18 protein-coding genes and 1 pseudogene are annotated in these 25,720 nt (G+C 42.7%); 9 read left to right on the top strand and 10 right to left on the bottom strand.

Annotated elements, in window-relative coordinates; genetic code table 11:
- Positions 1 to 141: 141 nt before the first annotated feature.
- The 6 genes from JMW85_RS12845 to JMW85_RS12820 all read right to left on the bottom strand — a co-directional run bounded on the left by JMW85_RS12845 (position 142) and on the right by JMW85_RS12820 (position 7,934).
- Complete coding sequence (locus JMW85_RS12845) at positions 142 to 1,101, bottom strand: MetQ/NlpA family ABC transporter substrate-binding protein (RefSeq protein WP_193009030.1); 960 nt, start codon at positions 1,099 to 1,101, stop codon at positions 142 to 144.
- A gap of 220 nt (positions 1,102 to 1,321) precedes the next feature.
- Entirely contained in the window at positions 1,322 to 2,008 is a 687-nt protein-coding gene (locus tag JMW85_RS12840) for a methionine ABC transporter permease (RefSeq protein WP_055124776.1), read from the bottom strand.
- Between the two features lie 19 nt (positions 2,009 to 2,027).
- Positions 2,028 to 2,798, bottom strand: a complete 771-nt coding sequence (locus tag JMW85_RS12835; protein WP_055124775.1) for a methionine ABC transporter ATP-binding protein — start codon at positions 2,796 to 2,798, stop codon at positions 2,028 to 2,030.
- Positions 2,799 to 3,308: 510 nt separating this feature from the next.
- Complete coding sequence (locus JMW85_RS12830) at positions 3,309 to 5,507, bottom strand: sensor histidine kinase (RefSeq protein ID WP_201582030.1); 2,199 nt, start codon at positions 5,505 to 5,507, stop codon at positions 3,309 to 3,311.
- Positions 5,508 to 5,609: 102 nt separating this feature from the next.
- Positions 5,610 to 6,332 (bottom strand): response regulator transcription factor, encoded by a 723-nt coding sequence (locus JMW85_RS12825; protein WP_045444030.1) that lies wholly within the window; start codon positions 6,330 to 6,332, stop codon positions 5,610 to 5,612.
- Positions 6,333 to 6,629: 297 nt separating this feature from the next.
- Entirely contained in the window at positions 6,630 to 7,934 is a 1,305-nt protein-coding gene (locus tag JMW85_RS12820) for an efflux RND transporter periplasmic adaptor subunit (protein ID WP_227681876.1), read from the bottom strand.
- Positions 7,935 to 8,611: 677 nt separating this feature from the next.
- Here JMW85_RS12820 and pilG point away from each other — a divergent pair.
- From pilG to JMW85_RS12775, 9 genes and pseudogenes are all read left to right on the top strand, one after another.
- Positions 8,612 to 8,989 (top strand): twitching motility response regulator PilG, encoded by a 378-nt coding sequence (pilG, locus tag JMW85_RS12815; protein WP_045453505.1) that lies wholly within the window; start codon positions 8,612 to 8,614, stop codon positions 8,987 to 8,989.
- A gap of 282 nt (positions 8,990 to 9,271) precedes the next feature.
- Positions 9,272 to 9,634, top strand: coding sequence for a response regulator (locus JMW85_RS12810; RefSeq protein WP_045444033.1), 363 nt, complete (start codon positions 9,272 to 9,274; stop codon positions 9,632 to 9,634).
- A gap of 3 nt (positions 9,635 to 9,637) precedes the next feature.
- Positions 9,638 to 10,168 carry a chemotaxis protein CheW gene (locus tag JMW85_RS12805; RefSeq protein ID WP_055124771.1) on the top strand — a complete coding sequence of 177 codons (531 nt, stop codon included), beginning with the start codon at positions 9,638 to 9,640 and terminating at the stop codon, positions 10,166 to 10,168.
- Positions 10,169 to 10,684: 516 nt separating this feature from the next.
- A pseudogene (locus JMW85_RS12800) lies at positions 10,685 to 11,758 on the top strand (methyl-accepting chemotaxis protein); the annotation flags it as partial.
- A gap of 145 nt (positions 11,759 to 11,903) precedes the next feature.
- Positions 11,904 to 12,845: a CheR family methyltransferase gene (locus JMW85_RS12795; protein ID WP_374220467.1), complete on the top strand. Its 942-nt coding sequence runs from the start codon at positions 11,904 to 11,906 to the stop codon at positions 12,843 to 12,845.
- 30 nt (positions 12,846 to 12,875) lie between these two features.
- Positions 12,876 to 19,784 (top strand): Hpt domain-containing protein, encoded by a 6,909-nt coding sequence (locus tag JMW85_RS12790; RefSeq protein ID WP_201582026.1) that lies wholly within the window; start codon positions 12,876 to 12,878, stop codon positions 19,782 to 19,784.
- Positions 19,774 to 20,778, top strand: coding sequence for a chemotaxis protein CheB (locus JMW85_RS12785; RefSeq protein WP_201582025.1), 1,005 nt, complete (start codon positions 19,774 to 19,776; stop codon positions 20,776 to 20,778). Before JMW85_RS12790 ends, JMW85_RS12785 begins: the two co-directional genes overlap by 11 nt.
- 17 nt (positions 20,779 to 20,795) lie before the next feature.
- Positions 20,796 to 21,311: a hypothetical protein gene (locus tag JMW85_RS12780; RefSeq protein ID WP_201582024.1), complete on the top strand. Its 516-nt coding sequence runs from the start codon at positions 20,796 to 20,798 to the stop codon at positions 21,309 to 21,311.
- 146 nt (positions 21,312 to 21,457) lie between these two features.
- Positions 21,458 to 21,985 (top strand): cytochrome b, encoded by a 528-nt coding sequence (locus JMW85_RS12775; protein ID WP_201582023.1) that lies wholly within the window; start codon positions 21,458 to 21,460, stop codon positions 21,983 to 21,985.
- Positions 21,986 to 22,094: 109 nt separating this feature from the next.
- Here the strand turns inward: JMW85_RS12775 and minE are convergent, their stop codons facing one another.
- The 4 genes from minE to JMW85_RS12755 all read right to left on the bottom strand — a co-directional run bounded on the left by minE (position 22,095) and on the right by JMW85_RS12755 (position 25,703).
- Positions 22,095 to 22,385, bottom strand: coding sequence for a cell division topological specificity factor MinE (minE, locus tag JMW85_RS12770; protein WP_055124765.1), 291 nt, complete (start codon positions 22,383 to 22,385; stop codon positions 22,095 to 22,097).
- On the bottom strand, positions 22,385 to 23,200 hold the full coding sequence (gene minD / locus JMW85_RS12765) for a septum site-determining protein MinD (RefSeq protein WP_045444058.1): 816 nt from the start codon (positions 23,198 to 23,200) through the stop codon (positions 22,385 to 22,387). Before minD ends, minE begins: the two co-directional genes overlap by 1 nt.
- Before the next feature lie 451 nt (positions 23,201 to 23,651).
- Positions 23,652 to 24,515 carry a septum site-determining protein MinC gene (gene minC / locus JMW85_RS12760; protein ID WP_201582022.1) on the bottom strand — a complete coding sequence of 288 codons (864 nt, stop codon included), beginning with the start codon at positions 24,513 to 24,515 and terminating at the stop codon, positions 23,652 to 23,654.
- Positions 24,516 to 24,641: 126 nt separating this feature from the next.
- Entirely contained in the window at positions 24,642 to 25,703 is a 1,062-nt protein-coding gene (locus JMW85_RS12755; protein WP_374220466.1) for a hypothetical protein, read from the bottom strand.
- Positions 25,704 to 25,720 lie beyond the last annotated feature (17 nt).

Here is a 25,720-nt window from a genome sequence, read left to right as displayed (position 1 = left end):
TTTAGTAACTGATAGGCAGCAGCGCGCGGTTAAAAAATAAAAATCGTAAAATCGAGTCCATAAAAAATGCCCATCACTATCTAGCAATGGGCGTTTACAATCGGGACGAAGACTATATTTAAGTGCTTTTGGCTTAAGAGCTTATTGAGCAGCAGCTTCTACAGGTGCAGGTTTTGTTGCGGTATCCGTGTGCGCACTGTGATCAGAGCCCCAGATTTTTGGGTACTTATAACCAGGGAAAGTTTCATGAGCATACTTTTTAAAGGCTTCTGAGTTATATGCATTGGTCACATCTTCGACCCATTTTTTGCCAGCATCTGCTGATTTAATGGCTGACCAGTTGACGTAAGCAAAGCTAGGCTCTTGGAATAGTGCTTCAGTCAGCTTGATACCAGCATCCGTGGCATAGTTGCCATTGATGACGGCAAAGTCGACTTCATCACGAGCACGTGGCAATTGAGCGGCTTCTAACTCAATGATTTCAATGTCGTATTTGCTGTTATCAGCGATGTCAGTTTTTGATGCCGTTAGTGGGTCAATATTGTCTTTTAGCGTGATCCAGCCAAGATCATCCATCATTACCAGCGCACGAGCAAAGTTACTTGGATCATTTGGTGCAGAGACTCTCATGCCTTTATAGACATCATCAAGCGTGGTCTTTTTACCTGAGTAAATGCCAAGTGGGGCAGTAGGTACTTGGAAAACTTCTACTAGATCAAGATTGTTTTCTTTTTTGAAGGTATCAAGATAAGGCTTATGTTGGAAGATGTTGATGTCCAAATCACCTTCAGCCAAGGCAAGGTTTGGGCGTACATAGTCAGTAAAAGCAATCAGCTCAACTTCGTAACCTTGCGCTTCCAGTGAGCTTTTCACTTGGTTACGCACCATATCGGCGAAGTCACCTTCAGTGGTACCGATGACGATTTTGGTATGCTCAGGATCGATATCGCTAGCGGCAGTTTCTGCTGTTGAGCCTTCAGTAACAGGCTCTTTAGTCGCTTCCGGTGCTGATGAGTTGTTGCAACCAACTAAGACTAGGCTTGATACGCCAACGGCAGCAAATGCAGTCGCTAACTGACGGCTGATATCTGTTAATTTCATGGAGCTTCCTTAATAAGAGGGATGGGATGGAGGGCAAACGCTGGCCATTAAAAAAGCAACATTAGGGATAGTAATGCTGCTAAGTTAACGACTGTGTTAAGTTAGTATCAAAATTAAAGGGTCTCAGTAACAAAGTCAAGCATTTTGCTTAGGATGAATCGGCATTAAACCCTGAGTATTATTCATATTAGCGTTAACTGACTTTGTCTCAGTCTTTTTTCTATCGTTTATCCAAACGGTTAGCCAACCAATTACCCGATGCTTGAATGGAGACGACCATGACTGATAGGACAATAACGATAAAAATCATCACCTCCGTTTGATAGCGATAGTAGCCATAACGAATGGCCAAATCACCCAGACCACCGCCGCCAATCATACCTGCCGCTGCTGAATAAGAGAGCAGGCTGATACAGAGAATCGTCACGGACAATACCAGTCCTGAGCGTGCTTCATTGAGTAGGACTTTAATAATAGTCAAGGGACGTGCGCCCATAGACTCGGTCGCCTCAATGATACCGCGTGGCACTTCACGTAAGTTTTGCTCGACCAAACGGGCAAAATAAAACGAACCTGCAATGGCGAGTACCAATGAGGCCGCAATCGGTCCAATACCCGTGCCAACGATAGCCTTTGTAAATGGGCTCATGGCAATCATCAAAATGACAAATGGAAAAGCGCGCATGAAGTTGGTGATACCACCAAGCAGACCATACAATGTTTTGTTTTGCAAAAACTGTCGATCACTGGATAAAAACAAAAATACGCCAAACAACCCACCGATGACAATGGCCACCGTCGTTGAGATGCCAAGCATAATAAATGTATCAATAAACGCGTTCACAATCTCTTTGCGCAGGGCAAACAGCTTGTCTATCGAGGCGGACAATTCACTACCAGTTAACATATTTATTTCTCCTGCCTCATTAGTCTTCGTGCACTAAGCCTTTGCCAATCGGGGTGGTCGCTTGAATCAGACCGTCTCTCACATCCGCAACTTCCAAGAGTTGACCTTGATGCAGTAATGCTGCGCGATCACACAGCCTACGGATGACACTCATCTCATGAGTCACAATCACAATGGTGACGCCAAGTTGTTCGTTGATATCACGTAGACAAGTCAACAAGCTGCGGGTCGTCGCAGGATCAAGCGCACTGGTTGGCTCATCAGCCAATAATACTTTAGGACTGGGGGCAATCGCTCGGGCAATACCGACACGCTGTTTTTGTCCGCCTGACAGCTGCGCAGGGTAGTGACCAGCGCGGTCTGTTAGATCAACAATCTCTAGGCAATCCATGACTCTTTTATGAATGTCGCGGCTCGGATATCCTGAAACGGTTAAATTAAAGGCCACGTTGTCAAAAACAGTACGATTGGACATCAGATTAAATTGCTGAAAAATCATACCAATATTATGCCGAGCGATACGCAATTCACTGGCAGACAAAGTGGTCAAGTCAGTGCCATCGACGATGACTTGACCAGCATCTGGACGCTCAAGCATATTGATTAGGCGTAGCAAAGTAGACTTACCGGCACCCGAGTATCCCATTAGGCCGAAGATTTCGCCTTGCTGGACAGATAACGAGGTCGGTTCAACGGCAGTAAACCAATGTGGTTTGCCATCTTTGTCTTTGATTGATCGGTCGCTTAAAAAACTCTTGGTCACATTGTTTAAGACAATCATGTCATTCATGGAGGGCTCAAAATTCAATAATTTTTTTAATAGTCACAAACGCGCTGTCGGGCCTCTTTAACAATGTAAGAAGCCAATTAAGAAACAACCGTTAATAACCCTATAATAAGGGGCGCTAATATAGCATATTATCGAGCACTTTGGATATGAACATCCGTGATAGGCTTATGATTAATAGCTATTATTAAGAGGGGTTTTGTAGAATATGAGTCACGATGATCGAGTAGAATGAAGTGTCTGTTCATAGCACCTTATATAGTCGTTCCACTATAAAAGTATTACTGCGTTAACTTCGCTTGAAGTATTAAATATACATCTACACTCGGTTGCCTTGTACTACTTTTAAATTGAATCGACTATAGCCTCGCTGACTAGGTCGTGTCCTCATTTTAAAAATAGTGATAAAAATCAGATAAATTGCCATCAAACAAGGAAAGTAGCGCAAATAATATCTAGATATTGATACGCTATTTGACGATGTTTGGCAAAATTTAGCCATTTTTACCCATTCTATTCATGCTGGTGATAATGTGGGTCGTGCTTGACTGGTATGACAACTAAAAACCTGGTATGTCCATTCAACGTATCAGTAATGATGCGCCCTTGATGGGCGGTAACGATTTGTGATACTAGCGATAAGCCTAGTCCAGAACCTTTATTTTTTTGTTGCAACCGCACAAATGGACTAAATACTTCTTCACGTTTGTCTTCTGGAATACCCGTGCCTTCATCAATCACTGCTAATACTGCATATTTCGGTAATGGGCGTACAGGATCGGTCTTGGCTTTTTTTAGATGCTTGGCAAACAAGCCTTCTTTGCGCGGTGTACTGAGTACTTCTGTAGGATTTTGAGTGTTATTTTGAGCATCACCCTTGTCGCGTGTATTGCCCCCTTTATTTGTTATGGCGCCTTTGGATTTGGCAGCTGTATCATTCAAGGCAGTACTCTTAGCGTCATTGATAACTGCAGACGGCTCTTCAGTGTCAGGAACTGCTTTCCAAACCACCTTTTTAATTTTGTCAGTCAAATCATTGGTAAAGTTATGATAATTAGCAATCAATGAGGATGCGCTGGTGCTTCCAACGGTATCGTTACTGTTGACTGAGTTTGCCGAAGTACTTGCGTCAGTTTGAACACTATTCGCATCAGTAGATTCTGTTGTCGCACAGGTCTCAATAGAGTCAATGTCTCCGTTGATATTATTAATATCAGCCTTATCTATTTTAGTCTCTATATTTACATTGGTATCGGTATCAATATCGGAATTGAGATCATGCTCAACCGCAATATTTTCTCCGTTTCTATATATCGGTGGTGCTGGCAACACGATAATAGCATCCGTTGCTTCAGATTTAACTTTACCAGTACTATGAGAAGAATCGTTTGAGTGTGTATGACTATGCGTAATATTACTATGCGCAATATGATTATGCGTATTGTCTTCATTAACCTCGATTGGTTCGTGATAGGAGTCAAAATCAGAGCTATTATAATCAGCAAAGCTACTGCAGAGTATCGTTTGTAGCAGGTAATCAGGTATGGTATCTGCTTCATCAATAGTTTGCACACCATACAATAGTACCGTCACGGGTGGCTTGCCGTGTAGCATGGCATTGGTTAACAAGTTACGAATCAAATGAGTCAACATCGATGATTGGCCATCGATCACAATATGTTCACCAATGAGCGTCGCTTCAGGATAATGTTGCCGCTCTTGATTCACCAGATCGTATAAATCTAAACTTTCAACTTGCTGCAAGGCATGACCGGCGTCTAAACGACTCACCAGTAAGATACTCTCTACCAAATCATTGAGCCCTGACAAATCGCGGTTAATCGCTTGCGCACGTTTATCAAACTTTGCTTTGGTATCAGATGGTAGCGCCCCTGCGAGCATATCCATCATCTCAATCTGTAAGCGAATACGAGTAATGGGGGTACGTAGTTCATGAGAAGCATGTGCTAAGAGCAGGTTATTGGCATCGATAAGGTGTTCGATTTTTTGTGCTGCTTGGTTAAATCCACGCGCTAGTGAGGCGATCTCATCGTTACCACGAGCATTCACCCGTACGGTAAAATCACCATCACCCAGTTGCGCCATCTGCTGGCTCATCTGATTGATGCGCCAAGTGATGGTACGAGCAATCCACCATAGGACACCTGCCATAATAAGTAACAGTAGTAGTGTGCCAGTAAATAAATTCAGCGCAGAAGAGAGTACTGGTTTTTTAGGCGGTAAGCGTGATTCATACAAAAGTGTATAGCCGGTGCTGCTATAAACCTGAGCTTGCTTGGTAGGGGAGGTATCTGCGAGAGAGGGAAAAACGCGTGAAAATAAAGAGGGCGGTGCGGGCAACTCCAACGGCAAATCGCTGTTATCCGTTTGCATTAGCAATCGACCTTCGCTGTCATATAAGCCCATCTTTGCCTGTAATGACTCATCAAAGATATCAAAGCTCTTTTTGACCACTGCTAGCATAAAGCGCGCTTGCAAGCGATTGTCCTCGCTAACAGAGATATTCAGCTCATGCAAGAAGGGGTCTATTTGTCCTAAAATCTGAGTGGCCAATACTTCTGATCGAATACTTGCATCTTTATCGTGCACAAGTTGCGTCAACAGCACCATCGCCACTGCAAATAAAATAAGTGCCAGCATGACACTGGCAAATAATTTGGCAAATACCGAACGAAATCCCAACTGCTGCATTAAACCGTCTCTACTATCAGCTGTTTATATCGACTCATACTTCTAATTTGCATAAACAAATCAAAAGTATGGTTTTTATCGATTAATTTGCCACTTTTGTGATCAAACCTGATCAGTGGCAAATTGATAACCCACACCGCGTACGGTAATAATACGTTTTGGCTGGCGTGGGTTGTCTTCAATTAAAGCACGCAGACGCGAGATATGAACATCAATGGCGCGATCGATATTATCTGAGCTGTCATCATTGGGCATGGCTTGCCACAGTTGCTCGCGATTCAATACTTTACCAGAATGGGTGGCAAAGTAATGCAATAATTGAAACTGATGCGTCGTTAAACGAACAGGCTCATCGTCGATGGTCACTTCATGGCTGTCAGGGAACACGCTCAAACGACCAAAGGTCAAGCTGTCAGACTGGCTATCTGCTTGATTGGGCTGCTCATGACGGCGAATAACAGCACGGATTCGAGCGAGAAGCTCACGTGGCTCAAAAGGCTTAGATATATAATCGTCAGCACCCATCTCAAGACCTAGCACGCGATCGGTGGTATCACCTTTCGCGGTCAACATGATAATTGGCACTTTATTGGTCATGTTGTTTTTATTGCCGCGAATTTTTTGACAAACTTGCATACCATCCATGTCAGGCAGCATTAAGTCAAGTACGACCAAATCAATGTCACGCTCTTTGGCATCCAATAAATCAAGCCCTTCTTGACCAAGCCCTGCATGATGGACGTCATAATAATTCATGGTCAGGTAATCGCTGATTAACTCAGCTAGATCAGGATCATCTTCGATTAATAAAATCTGCTTGCTCATGGGTTATCCTCTAGTTGTTGTTATGGTTGGCCAAACGTTTCATCTGTTTTGATATTTTGTATCACGATAAATACATCGCTGATTTTAGGATCTTAAACAGTTAAACGATTAAGCCTCTAGGTTCTCAAACTTTCTAAGATTTCTCAAACTTTCAAGATATTGAATCATTTAATACCAATGATTCAGAATACTCGGTTAATGCTATATATTGTACGGTCATATTGCCTAATTACGCAGTTACAAAACAAGAGAGGCTTTGTTAATGTTTCTACACAATGTAACTGTCGGTATGCATAGCTATGAGACATTGACTTTTTTACCTTTAGCATCAGCCGGTAAATCAGCCAAACAAATCAAACTGTCGTTGCTAATACCCGCAATTAAATACTGCTTTGTGATAGGGTCATATTCGACTACTTCAATAGGCTGGCGTGTCAGGCGCTGATCCTGTCCAATAATCCACACGTTAGCAGTCAACGGTGACAGAGGCTTATATGGTGACGTTTGTAATTCTGTCAAGTCAACATCGTGCAACGCCCGCTTAGGTACGATAGTGCCCACATCTATTTGACCATAATTAACCCGCCCCGTGACTTTCATATCTGGCAATAACTTGTCTCGACTTGCTTCATTGTCAATGACGTTAACATAGACCAACAGCTTTTTCGGCTGGCTGGTCGCGGTCAGTTTACTGACTTGTCCTGTGAACTGTTCCGACATACCTTCAGCTGTAAAATTGACAGTCTGACCAACCGAAAGTTGCGGTTCTGCTTGGATAGGTAGGATCGCGATAAAGTGTAATTTAGTTTCATCGCTAAGCTGTAATAAAGGCGTGCGCGCCTCTAGTCTTTGACCTGCTTTGGCATATAAGTTTTTTACACGGCCAGAAAAGCTGGCACGCACAGTGACCAAATTATACTGATTCTGCTGCGGTTTTAAGCTCGCCGTGCTATTAGCGCTGGTTTGGTCATTGTTTTTAAGGTTGCCGACTGCGTTTTTAGGAGTGCCCACTGTGGCGTTTGCTGCTGCCTCTTCTTTGTTAGCAATTGGGTCGTTTTTAGTGGTTGTTGCGCTATTTTCTGCTGTAGGCTGATTGGGTTTTGAGCTAGCGTCTGTTTTTTGTGAGTGTGTTTGCTTTACATCAACCGCATCGTTCGTCATCTCAGAATCTGGGGCAACGCTGTTCGATTTTGAAGATTGTTCCTTAGCTGGGTTGGATGCATCTGCTGTTTTGCTTTCTGATTGCACGCGTCGAGCAATAAGCAGCGGCATATCTTTTTCTACCCATTGACCCTCAGTAACCAGTATTTCTTCGACGTTAATGGGGTATGCAGCGATAAGCTTAGTCTGTTTGATAGGTTCGATCTTACCTTGTAAACCAAGACTGGGCTGATAACGTGAAGGTTTTATGCTCAATATATGATCTGGCGTCATGGTCACACTATCGTCGGTAATGACAATAGGGGTATCTACAGTCTCACTGTTTTCTGCAGTCATAGGCTCATTGGTAGGCGGTGATGGCTGACAGGCAGCAAGAAGAAAAGCACTCAGTAGATAGGTGCTATTTTTTAAAAAATTACAAGCCGTCATAGCAGTCACCATAGTAGTCATCGTTTTATTATATAGTGAATTGCCACTGGGTGAAATAAGCGCAAAAAACTTAATAAACCGCTGACGTTAAGGCTACTAAATCCAGTCATTAGCTAAGCTAGGAGTGACAGCAAGTCTGAACAAATTTTTATATTACTGACCAGTTCGAATATTGGCTCACTCATAACTGGAAATTAGTCGATAACTGTGCTAAAACAAACATAACAAAATACAATGATACATTTTTATCACAAAAGAAAATTATTCAGCAATGTGCCAAGCGTTTCTATATAATGCAGAAATATCATAAGGTTGATGGTTCTTCTGCTTCGGGCTTACCTCTTTTATCGTCATGGTCATCAGTAATAAAAGGTACTCTACCTTGTTTGAAGCCAAATACGGTTGCAGTGGACGATAATAAAAGCAAAATAAGTCGTCTAAAAAGCCATAGGTTTGGCGCAATTTAGTAAGCTTATTAATTAGAAAGTGCGTATAGTAGCCCATGTTGACGCTCTGTTTGACAGGCGGATACTGGCAGCTGATATGTTGACTGTCATAACATATGGTAATGCAAATTTAGCGTCTCATATCAGTCCAATAATGAATGATATGACAGGTTGAAATAACCGTTAAGTTTTTGCATTGATGGATGGTATTAAGAATAAATAGTCGTTTATAGGACACTGATAATGGAAAATAATTTTGATGGTTTAAAAGTAATGGTGATTGATGATTCAAAAACCATTCGCCGTACCGCAGAGACTTTATTACAAAAAGCGGGTTGCGAAGTTGTGACCGCCATTGATGGTTTTGATGCTTTAGCAAAAATTGTCGATAACAATCCAGATATTATTTTTGTCGACATCATGATGCCGCGTTTGGATGGCTATCAGACTTGTGCGCTAATAAAAAACAACCCTGATTATGCCAGCAAACCTGTGATTATGTTGTCGTCTAAAGATGGCTTATTTGACAAAGCGCGTGGTCGTATTGTGGGTTCAGATGAGTATCTGACCAAGCCATTTAGTAAAGATGAGCTGTTCGAGGCAATTAATCAGTACCGCTAATATAAATAAGTCCACTTGTAGACATATCATTAAATATTGTCTTACAAGTTGGTATGATTTATGCATTGCTATGCTTTATATAGAATCAGATAAATTAGGCTAGGCATTACGGTTAAGAGATTTAGTATTGATAAAATATTACTAATAATTGCTCAATATTTAATCGAAACTGTTAAGAGAGTTGCCCTGCCATTCATGGTTGGCGTGCTACTTTCAGTCGGATTGTCTCAATAATATAACAACATATCCTTATGGATACTTTCGAAAATAAAGGAAATTCCTATGACTACAGTTTTAGTCATTGACGACTCACCATCTGAGATGGCGAAATTTCGCGACATGCTTGCCAGACATAATTTTAAAGTATTAGAGGCCATAAATGGTGAGCAAGGTTGCCAGATGGCCATTGATCACTTACCAGATGTCATTTTAATGGACGTGGTTATGCCTGAGATGAACGGTTTTCAGGCCACTCGCAAAATTACTCGAGGTAAGACCACCGCGCATATTCCAGTGATTATGATCAGTACCAAAAATCAGGAAACCGATCGAGTTTGGGGAAAACGCCAAGGCGCTAAAGAGTATATGGCAAAGCCTGTTGACGAAAATGGATTGGTTAATATCATTCGTAAAGTAATGGAGTAGATTGTGGCTTCCAGAGGGTTTATTGAGCTTCTGCGTTTAGCAGACTTGGCACGCGCGCGCAAAAGTGGTCGCCGCGGTGGACAAGAGTATGACTGGCAAGGTGTGGTATTCGAGATTGGCGGACAGCGGTTAGTTGCACCGATGGGTCAAGTATCAGAAGTATTGGCCATGCCAGAGTATACCAGCTTGCCTCTAGTGAAGCCTTGGATGCTAGGCATCGCCAATATCCGCGGACGCCTATTGCCAATCACTGATTTGTCTCAGTTTTTACAGGTTCCTAGTCGTTTAACGCAAATGAGCCAACGCAAAGTCATTGTCATTGAACATGACAATCTCTTTTCAGGACTGTTAGTGGATCAAGTTATTGGGATTGAACAATTTACGCATGATCAATACCGTGCAGAAGCTATAGAGCCTAATTCGCCTTTTGCTCCTTATAATCACGGTAAGTTCTTTAAAAATGAGCAAGATTGGTATGTTTTTATGCCAAGCCTGCTCGCACAAGACCTGCAGTATACCGATGCTGCAATATAGCAGTCGATAACAGCTATCTGGCTGCTATAACGATGACGAAATAATAGCGAATGACATGATACGGTTGGGTGTCAGTATTCATACAGGCTTTGCTAATCACTGTTGTTTTTATAACAATAAGATTGTCAAAGTCAGTCACGATGAGACTTTGATGATTGTTTGAAAGGAATACGTACGATGAGTGATGTTATAAAGAAACCTGTAGCTGGTACGACCAATACAACAGATGGCAAGGACGCTAATAGCAAGTGGAAGTTATTGTTAGGGTTTTTTGTGCTAATAAGTGTGGCCTGCCTGATTTGGCTGGTCAATTCGTTATCGTCAGTAAGTCAGTACTTGGCTGATTTTAACCAATCCGTTACCTTACCAGCGATTATATTTGTCGTAGGAGTATTAGGTATCCTCTTTGCTCTGTATCAGTTACTGAAGCAGCGTGGGGGATCAGAGCGTCTACTCATTGAAAAAGAAACCTTGCGTCGTCGTCAGGAAGCAGAAGCGGAATCTGAGCGAGCGCGTCAAATTCAAGAAGAAAATGAACGTAACCAGATTGCTATTCTACGTCTACTTGATGAATTGGGTGATTTAGCAGAAGGCGATTTGACGGTTAATGCCACCGTATCAGAAGATTTTACTGGGGCAATTGCTGACTCAGTGAACTTTGCGATTGACCAATTACGTCAATTGGTTTTGGTTATTAACAACACGGCTGACCGCGTTTCGCAGTCTTCAGACCAAACACAGATGAATGCAGTCGAACTTGCTGAAGCATCTGAGCACCAAGCACAAGAAATTGCTGGTGTATCAGCGGCTATTAATGAGATGACAGTATCGATTGACCAAGTTTCGAACAACGCTTCAGAATCGGCGACTGTTGCTCAGCGCTCAGTAGCCATCTCTCATAATGGAGCGGAAGTTGTACAGCGCTCTATTGAAGGTATGAACGTGATTCGTGATCAGATTCAAGAGACCTCAAAACGTATTAAGCGTCTTGGTGAGTCTTCGCAAGAAATTGGGGATATCGTTGGTTTGATTAATGATATTGCTGACCAGACCAACGTTTTGGCATTGAATGGTGCTATTCAGGCATCGATGGCAGGTGAGGCTGGTCGAGGCTTTGCGGTCGTTGCCGATGAAGTCCAACGTCTTGCTGAGCGTTCAGCTAACGCTACCAAACAGATTGAAACCTTGGTAAAAACCATTCAGGCAGATACCAACGAAGCGGTTATGTCAATGGAATCGACGACCTCTGAAGTTGTGCGCGGTGCACGTTTGGCAAAAGATGCTGGTGAAGCCCTAGAAGAAGTGCAGAGCGTTTCTAATACCTTGGCTGACTTGATTCAAAACATCTCAAACGCCGCTTTGCAGCAGGCCGAATCTGCTGGTCACATCTCCCATACGATGAATATTATTCAAGATATTACCTCACAGACCTCTTCTGGCACAATGGCAACCGCACGCTCTATTGGTGAGCTGAGTGAAATGGCTGCAGCATTGCAAGAGTCAGTCACTGGTTTTAAAGTATCGAACGATGATGAGCTACTAGAAAACGAGATGTTGGACACCGAAGAAGCGTTATCAGCAAGTGTGTAATGACAAGTGTTAACGTCAAGTAGGTGTTAGACCACTGACCGTTTTTAAATTAATGTGTTAATAATATACTGTGCAGATACGATGATTTGCAGCAGTGACTATAGCAGGTGACGTGAATAATTTTACTCAACCAGACAGCAATCTAATTAAAGCAGTCAAGCCCTCGTTGATTAAGGGTTTGCTGCAGGCAGACAGTTTTGATGTGCAGCAGTGGCAGCGATATATAGAACAAGAGATTGGTTTCGTTCTACCCAATGTCCAGCTGCAATGGTTGATAAATGCGATTGAACACACGGCATTATCACATGGATTGACAGTTGAAAAGCTGTGGTGTCAACTACCAAAAAACGATGAAGTACGCCAGCAGTTATTGGATAAAGTACTGATTCACGAAAGTCGTTTTTTTCGTCATATGCCTTCTATCGATTTTGTCACAAAGTGTGCATTACAGCATCAGCGCCAGCAGCTTACTGCCACTAGTACTGATCGTGGTCACAACAATGATGCTAATGATTTATTTCGCATTTGGAGTGTTGGTTGTGCCAGTGGGCAAGAAACATGGTCATTGGCGATGAGCTTGGCTTCTGAACAATTGATTAATTATACGATATTGGGTACAGATGTTAGCCAACAAGCCATTACAAAAGCACGACTAGGGCAGTATGATAAGCGGCAGCAGTCGTTAATTCCAGACCTGTGCCAGCAGTTCGTTCAGCCATTGCGAGCTAAGTGTGATATCAGTCAATCGCATTTTTATAAGGTGTCTACCGCAAAAAAGGCGATGACTGGCACTCAGGCAGACTGGCAGATTGCGTCAACGTTACGACGCTATGTTAGCTTCGCTTTACACAATATTATTGAGCAAAAACCACCCACTTCGCACCTTCAGCATGTCATTATCTGTCAAAATATGCTGCTATATTTTCGCAAGTTTGATCAGCGTGATATTTTGGCAAGGCTATCAGAGCAGTGTGCGTTAGGTGGATATATTATATTGGCTCCAGGTGAGGCGTTGTTTTGGCGTCCTTCAAATATGCGCCGTATTGCGCACCCACAGGTTAATGTGTGGCAAAAAATTAATGTCTAAATTAGTGCCTAGACAAGTTAGGATAACCCTATGAAAAACCAGCCCAATGACATAGTGACGCTTGAGTGGTTATTACCACTGTTTAATCAGCAATTATCACAGATATCTGATGGCTGGCAGTTAGACGCTGATAGCACTGATTACGAGCAGATGGTGCAACATTATCATCAGGTTGGCGGCGCGCTAACGATGATTCGCCTTAATTTATTAGCAGATCTTGCCAATAAACTGAGCTTGCTGGCAGACGTTAGCAGTCGCGATAGTATTTCTGCTAACGACCGCCGCATTGGTCAGTTTTCTCATCGCTTACTACAGCGTGAGTTGAATCAATACGCAGGTATGGGTAATCACAACACCATTTTAATTGATAATGCTGCTGACGAGCTTACTCAAGCACTATCGAAACTGGGGGTAGCGCTAGATATCTCGGTCAGCTTGGCGAATACTCAGCATAATAATCTAAATAATCATGCTATCGATGATCATATTATCGATGCTATCAATAGCATCGAAGTGATGATGCCGGCGAATAGAACGGCGACGCATTTAGCTGATTATCACTATCAACAATTATTACTGGTTTGGCGACAGCAAGTACAAGCGTTATTGAGTGCCAATACCAATCAACCGTCCTTATTGACTACACTAGAAAGAGTCAGCCAATACTTATGGCAGACCACTCAACATGATGACTTACAACGCCTTTGGTACTTAACGGAACTGTGGCTAAATGACCTTGCTCATAATGATACCCCATTACCTGAGCATTATGCGTCATTGCTAAGTCAGCTGGATCAAGTAATAGAGTCTCGCACTCAGCAAGCTGAGTTGTCGTCAAGCGTTATTCGAAGCTTAATCATAAGGGTGTATATTGAACTAAATAGCCTTGCTCAAAGTAGCAAGCGCACTCAGTCACTTCTAAATGATTTGTCGCAAACGTCGTCAACGGGATCACGTTTTTTACCACGTATACTCAGTGAGCTTGAGACACTTATCTTTACTTTGGATAAGCCAGACACGCTTCTCATTCCTTTACAGAAAATACAAAGTCAACTCGAAGGTCGAGGTTGGACTTATTACGTGTCGCAAATACATGAAATTGTTACAGACATAGAGCAGGCTCTATCATCAGAAACAGGATTTGCGCAAGAACAATGGCAGATTGAGCGTCAGCTTCAAGAGCTATATAACGCTATCTATCATACCGAACAGACGATATCTCTCAAGATAGGGGATGCCGCTTCTTTTACGACATTGTCTGCAACGTTTGAAGCTATTGAAACGCAGTCGGAAGCAAGTCCTGTGACGGCTTCTGTTGGTGGAAGTTTACGTGAGCTGCGCATCGCGGTAGAAGATGTCAAACAAAGCTTTCATGAATATGTACAGCGTCAAGACACTGACTTACTGCCCATTGCTGCTGATTTTACCGATATTGGCGATGCTTTTGCCGACATGGGATTGCCATCAATTCGTCAAACCATGAATGATATGGCAAGTATATTTACACAATTGACCATTCATGAGATTGACGTACTCAGTTGGGATGTGACTCAGGCATTGGCTGAAGGACTAACGTCTATTGAATTGTTGCTTGACTACCTTGCGCAGCAGGTTTTTGACCCGCAGCTATTAATGCGGGCAAATGAGTATACTGCGACTGCCGCCCAACTTCTTACTCATTATATTGCATCGCCAGAGACCATTAAAGACACTTTCCTTACCCAAAAATCCGTAGCGACCAACGTATTGCGTTACGATGATAGTGGCGAGATTACTCCTGCTAATAGTCAAAATGATGTTGCTAACCAAGCTTTGACTGATGTAGATAATGAGCGTGTGGTAGGGCAAGATACGGCTGATGATGATAGTACCGAGAGTGAACCATTAACGCTTGCTCGTGAGCAAGTTAAGCCTGATAATTTTGAGATGGACGCAGAGATTCGTGACATCTTTATCGAAGAGGTGACGGAAGTCATTGCTGATTTAGAAGACTTTCTACCTATCTGGCAGCAAGATTCAAAGGATTTAACCCCACTCACTGAGGTGCGTAGAGGGTTCCATACCTTAAAAGGCTCAGGACGTATGGTTGGGGCTTTTAGCATCAGCGAGATGGCATGGTCAATCGAAAATCTGCTCAATCGTCTGTTAGATAAAACGCTGCCTGTCACGGATGAAGTCGTAAATCTGGTAATGGATACGGCAAAACGGCTACCAGCATTAGTGATGGATTTTGAAGCGCAACAACCTCCAAGCTTTGATCCTGCTATTACTATTCTACAAAGCCATAATCTCATGACACAGCAACCTATCAATGCTGGGCTGACTACATTAGATGCTGTCACTGCTGATTCAGACTCAGCATTAGAACTATCGTCTCCATTCGATGATGATGCTGAATTGCTAACTGCTCTCGACATGAGCAATGAGTCAAACGAGACAACTGCTGATAGTACAAAGAGCACTGCTGTTGCTTCCTTATCTGCTATTGATATTCCAGCGATACTCAAACCCTTTATGCAAGAAACTGAGCAGCTAGCGGCAGATGCTCATGATGCCGATCCTGATATTAAAGAGATATTTTTAGAAGAAGCTGATGAAGTATTGGCTGAGATTGTACCTTTATATGAAGATTGGCGGTTATTGCCAGCTGACTTAAGCGGATTGGTGGATATTCGTCGAGGGTTCCATACCTTAAAAGGTTCCGGTCGTATGGTCGGTGCAAATTATACGGCTGAGCTGGCTTGGGCTATAGAAAATATGCTTAATCGCATTTTGGATCATAGTGTGACTGTCTCAGCAGATATGCGTCAGCTTATTGCCGATGTGCTAGCTGCCTATCCTGCGATGCTAACAGTATTTGAAAATGACAGCCAAAATTATCCGGTGATGGTGCCTTTATGGATCGCATGCGCCAATGCTTATAGCAAACAGCAAGGGGACGAATTTAGCTATTCTACCTTGTATGAGCAAGCATCAAATAGTTCTGAGGATGAGACCATACAAGCGTCAGTACTACCGCCTGCTATTGATGAACATAGCCCTACCCAAGATAATCTTAATACAGCGATAGATACCACGCTGCAGACGATTAATTCTGTCAATGAAATGATAGCAGAAGCGCCTATTTATTTAGCACCGCAAAGCGAAGAAGAAAAAATGTTTTGTGAGATTTTTATCGATGAAGCAGAAGGACTGTTGCAAGATATTGACCAATTCGTTGATGAGCATCAAGATCAGTCTTATATTGAAGTGACGGATGAGATTGTCCGCGCATTCCATACCTTGCGAGGGGCTTCAGGTTCTAGTGCTTTAGCAGCGATCAGCGAGGTTAGCGCAACGATAGAGCATAGCTTAGAGCTACTACAGCAGCAAGATACTGCGATGAATGCTCAACATCTAGAAGCATTGGCGAAGTCTGCTACGCTAATGGACGGTTATTTAAACAACTACAAGCAAAACGTTCAGCCGCAAAATATATCGATCGAAGATGCACAAAGTCAGCAAGATATAGCCTCATTGCAAGCCATGCTTGGTGAGCAATACGTCATTAGCGATGATAAGGTCACGGCTGATAACAAACCAACGATAGAGCAGTTGTTAGACAATAATATTGATGAACTATTGGATGCTGAGTGGGAGTTAGATGACGCACTTAATCATTCTGAGACAGCACATGTTCAGGGCTATATATCGCAGCAAATATCGCAAATAGCTTACTTAGCCAATAAAGCAGAAGCGTTTCCAAAATTCACTTTTATTCTCAATGAGTTGGGTCACGCTTATGCCTATTTGAAAAATAATATTGATACAGCAAGAAATATCGATACCCAAGCGGTTTTACACGCTGGTCATGCTCAACTGGTTGGTTTGTTCGACGCATTGGCTGGTAGCACGTCATTGAAGATTGACCAACAAGTTATTGCAGATCTACAACGTATTTACCAAGACGATGATAGCAATGGTGATGAGGGTATCTTTGTCGTGAGAGCCGTTGCAGCACCTGAGCTACAGCTTGAATCTATTGATACTGATGCTGAGCTATTAGAGATATTTTTAGAAGAAGCTCAAGAGCTCGATGCCGCGCTGGATGAGAGTTTTAATAAGTGGCGTGCTGATATCAGCAATATAAATGCACTAAAAGTTTTACAGCGCCATCTGCACACTATCAAAGGTGGTGCGCGAATGGCAGGTATTCGTAGTATTGGTGATCTGACCCATGAAGCTGAAAGTGTCTATGAAGCATTTGTAGAGAATAGAAGAATACCGACAGCACAATGGCTTGAAATAATGCAAATAGTGCAAGACACAATGTCGTTGCAAGTACTGCATATCGTAAATCATAAAAAATCATTTTTTGCCTCAGCGCTGATTGAGCAACTACAACAGTTTGTAAAAGCCCAAGCCTTGCCAGAAACGGTAGAGCTAATCATACCTATTCCGAAAACTCACTTCGAACCTGAAGCACAAAGTAGGGTGGCTAACAACGCTCACCTCAGCGCTTATGTATCGGATACCTTGAGCCTAGACATGATGATTAAACAGTCATGGGCGAATGGTTTGCCAGATCCTGATATATTGTCGGTGTTTTTAGAAGAGGCTGAGGAGCTCACCAATCGTAATAAGTATCTGCAACTGTTCTTAAAAGATACCAATAATACGACAGCATTACAGGCATTGCAGCGTGATTTGCATACCATCAAAGGTGGCGCACGAATGGTCACCGCAGCTGGTATCGCTGATCTGGCACATGAAATGGAATCGGTTTATACAGATTTTGTAGATAATCGTCGTCCTGCTACCAAAAAAGTATTGGAGTTGCTGGTTGCCAGTCATGACTGGCTTGCTGATGCGATCTCTATCCTTAGACAACATGTCAATCCACCGACGCCTGCGCTATTGATTGAGGCATTGCAGCAATTTAGTAAAAATCCTGACAGCCTAAAGCAAATTCCTAAAGAATCCCTACAATCGCAGCATGAAGCGCTCTTTATTGCTAGAGAACAGCAAGACTCACAGTATCTGGCAAAAGATATTAGTGAGATGCCTTCTATGCTCAGCAGTACGGGTGAGGAAGATCAGAGTGCCAATAATAATGAGATGATTCGTATCTCAGGTGGTTTGATCGAGCATATGATTAACCTATCTGGTGAGTCAGCCATCAACCGTGCTCGTATCGATATGGGCATGAGTAGCTTGACCAATAGTATCGAAGATATGGGTATTACGGTACAGCGCTTGGCTGATCAGTTACGCCGAATGGAAATCGAGCTTGAGGCGCAGATCTTGTCGCAGATAGACGATGAGCTGATTAATCATGAAGGGTTTGACCCTCTAGAGATGGATCAATATTCTTCTTTAAATCAGTTATCCAAATCTTTGACAGAGTCAGCCTCAGATTTGATTGATATTAATCATACTCTATTAGAAAAAACACGAGACAGTGAAAGCCTTTTATTACAGCTGTCTCGTACACAGACCGAGTTACAAGATGGGCTTATGAATTCACGTATGGTGCCGTTTACGCGCTTAACGCCACGTCTTGAGCGTATCGTACGACAAACTGCCAATGAGCTGAATAAATCTGTCGAATTAACGATCATCAATGCCGATGATGAGATGGATAGAACCATTCTAGAGCGTATTACTTCACCGCTTGAACATATGCTCCGTAACGCTGTCGATCATGGTATCGAAAATACCTCAACGCGTTTAAAAGCAGGTAAAGAGCGTAGTGGGCGTATTACTCTTGAGGTAAATCGAGAAGGTAGTGAGATTGTCATTCAGTTAATAGATGACGGTCGCGGCATCGATGTAGAAGCCGTTCGTAATAAAGCCATTTCTCAAGGCTTGATTGATGCAAATGATAACAGCCTAACTGATCTTGATATCATGCAGTATATTTTCCATGCTGGATTGAGTACCAGTAAGCAAGTAACACAGATTTCTGGACGTGGCGTGGGCATGGACGTGGTCATCAGCGAGATTCGTCAATTAGGTGGTGCTGTATCGGTTGTCTCAGAACTGGGTAAAGGCTCACGCTTTACGATGCGCTTACCACTGACGGTTGCGGTATCTGATGCATTGGTTGTGCGTGCCGCGGATCGTTATTATGCGATACCTTTGGTACAGATTGAGCGTGTGGTACGGATTAATCCAGAAAAGCTTTATGACTATTATCAGTCAGGCGATGCAACGTTGAACTTTGAAGATGTTGATTATCGAGTGCGTTATTTAAATGAGATTTTGTCAGGCAATGAACTGAATGAACTGGTCGTTAATACCAATACCAGTTTGCCACTCATTATCATCAAGAATCGTAGCGGACAAAATATTGCATTGCAGGTTGATCAGATTGCAGGGTCACGTATCGAAGTCGTGGTCAAACCTCTAGGACAACAGTTATCGAATCTACCAGGTATTTCAGCAGCGACTATCATGGGCGATGGTTCAGTAATGCTTATCTTAGACCTGATTGCTTTGATGCGTAATGCGCAGTTGGTCAAAAATATCTCGCAATCTGCTGATTCTAAACGAAGTCGTTTAGAGTTTAAGTCTACTATTTTAGTGGTTGATGACTCTGTTACCGTACGTAAAGTGACGTCACGTTTCTTAGAGCGCCAAGGGTTTACTGTGGCCGTGGCAAAAGATGGTATCGATGCAATTGAGATATTACAAGACATGATACCAGACATGATATTGCTCGACATTGAGATGCCACGCATGGATGGTTTCGAGGTGGCTACTCAAGTGAGACACAGCAAGCGCCTACAACATATCCCAATCATCATGATCACATCACGTACAGGTGAAAAGCATCGTGAGCGTGCACTGGAGATTGGTGTGAATGATTACATGGGTAAGCCATTCCAAGAACAAGAGCTACTTAATAAAATCCAGCACATACTGGGTCAAAAGGTCAGCTTAACCTATGAAGGATAATGCACGTGTCTTGGCGCTAAGAGGAAAAAACAAGAACGATATTAAGGTGATGGTAGTGGCAGAAGACCATCATCAGCGTATGGCCTTTTCAGATACTGTACGCAGTTGCGGTTTTAGCCTTGTTGGCTGTATGTCACGGGCGCAACTGAAAGAAAAACAGGGGCGCTCTGATACCTCGATCGACATATGGCTAATAGATAGTGATTACGACGACAATGTGGTAGCCGCGACCACGGCATCTAAACCTGCTGCAGTGTTGGTGGGTTTTAGTCAAGCACCTTATCTAAATGAAGCGCCGCAATATGCCAAATGGCAGCGCAAATTAAAGCGTAAGCTGGCACATATGCTGGCATTACCCGTTTTAATGGATGCACCCGTGCACAAACCTGATAATGCTGATGCAGACTGGCGCTACGTAGTATTTTTGGGTGCTTCTATGGGTGGGCCGAGTGCTATAAAAGAATTTTTGGATAACTTGTCGGCGACGCTACCGGTGTGTATTTTGCTGGCGCACCATTTTAATAAAACGATGATTGGCACACTGCCACGCATCCTGAATCGCCATAATGACTGGCATTGTCAGGTAATTACTTCTTCGCAGCGTTTAAGAGCAGGCCAGTGTCTTATAGCTCCTATTGATAAACAGATTGTTTGTGACTCTACCGGTCGAGTCATATTGCTAGAGCAAGCTTGGGAGGGTGAGTATAAGCCCGCGATTGGTCAGATTCTTAAAAACACCAGCGACGTTTATGGTAGCGAGCTTATCAATATTATATTTTCTGGTATGGGTAATGATGGTTCGCAGTATCTGGATCTCATTCAAGAAAACAACAGTCAATTGTGGGTACAAGATCCCAGCTTAAGCGCTTGCCCAAGTCAACCTCAGGCGATTATTGATTCAGGGTATTGTGGTTTTATTGGCAGTCCAGCCGATTTAGCACAAAAACTAACAGATTATATTGATGAAAGATTAGTAGTAGCCTCTTTGCATTAACTGATTGTGAGCGATGTATGAAACAAATTTTGAAACATTCGTTTGAGGCAGTGAGTTTACTGACCACAAATAACGGTATGCTTGATGTCACTATTGTGCCAGCATTTGACCAACCTGACTGGCTTATTCCAAGCAGCCTAATTTTGAGTGTGGATGATTATAATGAGCGCACGGCAACCTATGAATGGCAGCAGCAAAAGGTAGTGGTATGTCACCTGCTACCACAGGATCAAATGCCAGATACCATGATTGTATTAGAGGGCAATACTACCGATCATCGTTTAGCTTTACAAACGGCAGGCGAGCTGCACCAGCGACAAGTGCGTATTTCTGAGGTTAAAGATATTGACGTTCCTGAGCAATTTAACAGCCCTAAGCATGCCGATAATATAGACAGCGACAAAACAGCCCTACCTTTTGATGAAAACGTTATGCTATCCTATCTTTTCCAAACGGTTATGATTGATGATAAGGCTTATTTGGTGCCCGACTTAGATAAAATTGCGCATCAATTGGTCGATTTAGACAGTTAGCTTCACGCTTATATCAGGGTTTATTTCTACTATCAGAGAAATAGGGTTACCCAATTACTTTGATGATTGCTAATCGTTGAATGAGTGGTTGTTTTGTCTATAACATTGATGATAGATAATTAGTGATGAGGGTAATAGGACAGCTCATGAATAATACCAATTCAAATGTGTCAAAGTGGCCAGTCAGCAGCCGGATATTTCACTGGATCAGTGCCGTTTTACTGTTGGTTACGTGGATAATGATTCTGTTGTACGATAATCTGGATAACAATCTTTATATTGGGTTGCATAAAGCGTTTGGTATTAGTTTGTTATGTTGGATGATAGCACGGGTGCTTAATCGTGTATTTATTAAGGCGCCGCCACCTGTACCGATGCCAAAGTGGCAGTTATTAGCCTCTAAACTGTCGCATTTTGGCTTATATGCCTTATTAATTGCAATGCCAATAGCTGGTTTGCTGATGTCCGTTTATGGTGGACGCCCCGTCGATATTTTTGGCTTGTTTCAAATCCCTGTATTTGTCACACCAGATAGAGGGTTGGCACGCTTTTATAATGACATGCATACTGATATTATTTGGCCGACCATTATTGCCTTTACACTTATTCATATCGGTGCTGCTCTATATCATCAGTTTGTCAAAAAAGACAATTTGATAGCGCGTATAAAATAATGGTATCAAAATAATCGTAGGCTGCCATAGGTAAACCTACTATTTCATACCATATAAAAAAGCCCTAAGTTATGATACTTAGGGCTTTTTTGTTTTTCTAAGACAGCGCTTATTTTTTGTGTTCAGGTAGACTGATATTCATCTCTAATACGTCTAGGCTGTCCTCAGAACGATGATTGATATTCACATCATCAATCTGTACGCCATTGACATATTTGTTGACCACTTCTAAAATCTCACGTTTCATTTTTTCGATACGATCAGCTGTTAAGCGGTTGTTTAAGCGATTTTCGCTCGCGACGATAACCTTAAGACGCTCAGTAGCCATATTAGCGCTACCTGCGCTACCACTGTCGTCAGTACCAAATAGGCTACTCCAAAATCCTTTTTTCTTCGTCATCATTGACCTCCAAACCAGCGCTGTAAGAGACTCTTTTTCTTCACGTCAATATGACGTAGTGGGCGTTCTTCACCTAAAAAGCGGGCGACGATGTCATCATAACATTGACCAGCAACTGAATCGGTATAATGAATGACAGGCTCACCATGGTTAGATGCTTCAAGCACTGAGTGACTTTCAGGAACAACCCCAAGTAACGGAACTTTTAGGATATCATTTGAGATGGTATCAATGTCCATCATCTCGTTGGCGGCTGCACGCTCAGCATTATAACGAGTAATAATCAAATGCTCACGTACAGAGCCTTGGTTTTCTTCAACCTTTTTGGTCTGGCTTTGCAAAATACCGATAATACGGTCTGAGTCACGCACTGAAGAAATCTCAGGGTTAGTGACGATGATTGCTTCATCAGCATGATACATGGCGAGTTGTGCACCGCGCTCAATACCAGCTGGTGAATCACAGATAATATAGTCGAACTGCTTAGACAGCTCAGACATAACCTCTGCCACCCCTTCGTCTGTCAGGGCGTCTTTATCACGCGTTTGACTGGCGGGTAGGATGTACAAGTTTTCAAGTTGTTTGTCTTTGACCAGTGCTTGCGACAAGCGTGCGCTACCAGTGATGACATCAACAAAATCATAAACAATTCGGTTTTCACAACCCATGATTAAGTCTAGATTACGTAGACCCACATCAAAATCGATAACGACTGTCTTATAGCCACGCAATGCTAAACCTGCGGCAAAAGAGGCACTTGTCGTGGTTTTGCCCACACCGCCTTTACCTGAAGTGATTACAACTATCTTCGCCACAATGGCACACTCCTATGAATCAATGGGATATCTTTTATATAAAAAAATAGCGCAATTGCACATTATTCACATGCTATATATACACTACCTGCGAAGGTAGCCTAGCATAAATAAACAAAAATTTATAGCACGTCCATAGTAAAGCAGAAAAACAGCTTATATATGGATCACAAAGCGGTGCTACCTAGAATTTGCTGGTCAATATTGCCTATTGTGAATAATAAAATAGACGCTGATGAGTAGTGTAGATAGTGGCAGAGCTAGCGATTCATCATAGAACAGTTTTGTTAAATAAACTTACTATAATATTAAATGTGCTGTCTAAACGTCTACTGTTGAGATTTTCTAATAAACGTTTTTTAATAAGCGTCATGTATGATGAAAATCGGCTTAGCCTGTTTACATTTATAAAAATCATGAATGAATTTATCGTTCTTAACGGCAAAAGAATTTAAGCGTCATCCATTACCGTAAATACTAAGCCTTCACCTTCTACAAATCTTACTTGTACAGATTTGTCAATCACGTGCTCAGGTAAGTTGTCTCGTAAGCAATAAGTTCCCGCCACTGACACCAAAGAAGGGTTAAAAACTTGACAAAAAATACGAGCATCTTTGTCACCGGTAGCGCCAGCAACCAAGCGTCCTTGGGCACGACCGTAAACGTGCAAGCTGTTATCGGTAATCGCTTCCGCCCCGCTATTGACACTATTGGTCAAAATCAAATCACCGCCCACGTGATTCAGGCTTTGTCCTGAACGTAGCATTTGATCGTAAATTAGGCTGGTAATATGCTCAGCGCTCACCAATGTCTCTGCTGTGGTGGTTGCTATCGTTGTTTCTGTGTTTGACTCGCTGATGGCTGCAGTATCATTGGTGCTGTCTGAATTGTTACTGGTTGAATTGATGCTGGCTGATTCTGTATGCTTATCATCGGGAGCTTTGCTTACTTGAGCTGCAGCTTTCTTGCTAGGTAATATACGCTCAATACGTTTGCCATCAGCAGGGAAGATGGCCAATCGCTGTTCACGGGCTTGCGCATCTAGTGTGCCAGTCACGACGCCAATAGGTTGTAAGCCCCACGACCATAAAAGCTCTACCAATGCTGAGAGATCTTGTTCAACCTCGCTATCGATAAGGATAGGGATATTGCTAGATTTATTACTAAGCGTTGCGGCAAGCTGGGCGTCTATCGCACTTAAATCATCTGTGCTAAATTGCAAACGTGAAAAAGTCAGCATCTTGCCATAAAATGCCAATGCTGGTAATGCTGGTGCGGCGCTCGAGCCTTGGCTGTCATTATCTGAAACTGTCATATATAAATCCTCAAGAGATAATTCTGTCGCTGTATCCACGGTGTTGTTTTTATTATCGAGTCATACCATTCATTTGCTTGCCAAGCCTAATGTTTTTTAGGTAGGGCGTGCTATTAGCAGTATGGATTATAGATGAAGCATCTCTTGATGCTTCCACTGCTGCACTTTTACCTGCGCTTCAAATTCAGTCAAACTGTGATCAATGATACTCGAAATCAAGGTATCTAACGCAGTATTATCCGTATCGATACTGGCAATGCCGTTGGCAATTGCTACCATCAATGAATCGAGGCGTTCGGGGTCTAGAAGGCGTTTATTCAGTGCGTAAACGACGTTTTCACCTATATTGTGACCGACGTGTTGCAGCTGTGATTCAATCAAGCTACCGGCAATCGGTATCATGCGTAGGTAGCGACGCATCTCAGGCGTATTGGCCAAACCCTCTTCAATAGCATTGCCCATCTCGCTGGCTAATATACTGCCGCCACCTGATGCTGCCGTCAACTCCTGTAGTTTTGGTGCTAGCTCTGTGCGCAGTATCGACAGCACTGCTGCCTCAATCTCGTTACGATTACGAGTTATCGTTGATTCAATAAAAGATTTATGCGTTTTAGGATCGGTCAGTTGCTGCCGAAAGTTTTGGATAGTCGTCAATATGACGCGGTCGGACAACTCTTCTAATAATAAGTCGATATAGAACCTAATTCGATTGATCCATGGCTGCGGCAGCACTTGGTAACCAAGTTGGTATAAGCGTCGCCCAATGATGACCGCTCGGAATAAACGTAAGGCACGCAGCTGCGGAAAGCACCCCAATACTTCATACCAATGTACAAAAGGAAAAAAGAACCAGCGATAGTAGACGTTTTGTTTAATCGCAATCGCCCAACGTAGCAGTAGCTCAAAGATCAAAAATAGGGTAAAAAATCCACCAGCGGTACGTAAAGGCTCATGTAAGGTATTTTGATACCAGTTGAGAGCATCGCTAATACTGAGCCATCCTGCGGCATTGCTACTAAAGCTACTCATCAAGATAGCATCAATACTAATCAATAATAGATCGATACTGATGGCAATAATCATCACGATATCGTAAGTGAGTTTTAAGCGATTTGGCGTTGGTCGGTTTGGCGGTGGCAGCGTATTATTAGGCGGCTGATTGGATACAGGCGCTGAGTCTAGAGGCAGGCTAGTAGAAGAGGAAG

It is taken from the genome of Psychrobacter glacincola, assembly GCF_904846075.1.
GTDB lineage: Bacteria > Pseudomonadota > Gammaproteobacteria > Pseudomonadales > Moraxellaceae > Psychrobacter > Psychrobacter glacincola_C.
Note: the sequence above shows the minus strand (reverse complement) of the source record. Positions and strands in the feature narration are given on the sequence as shown.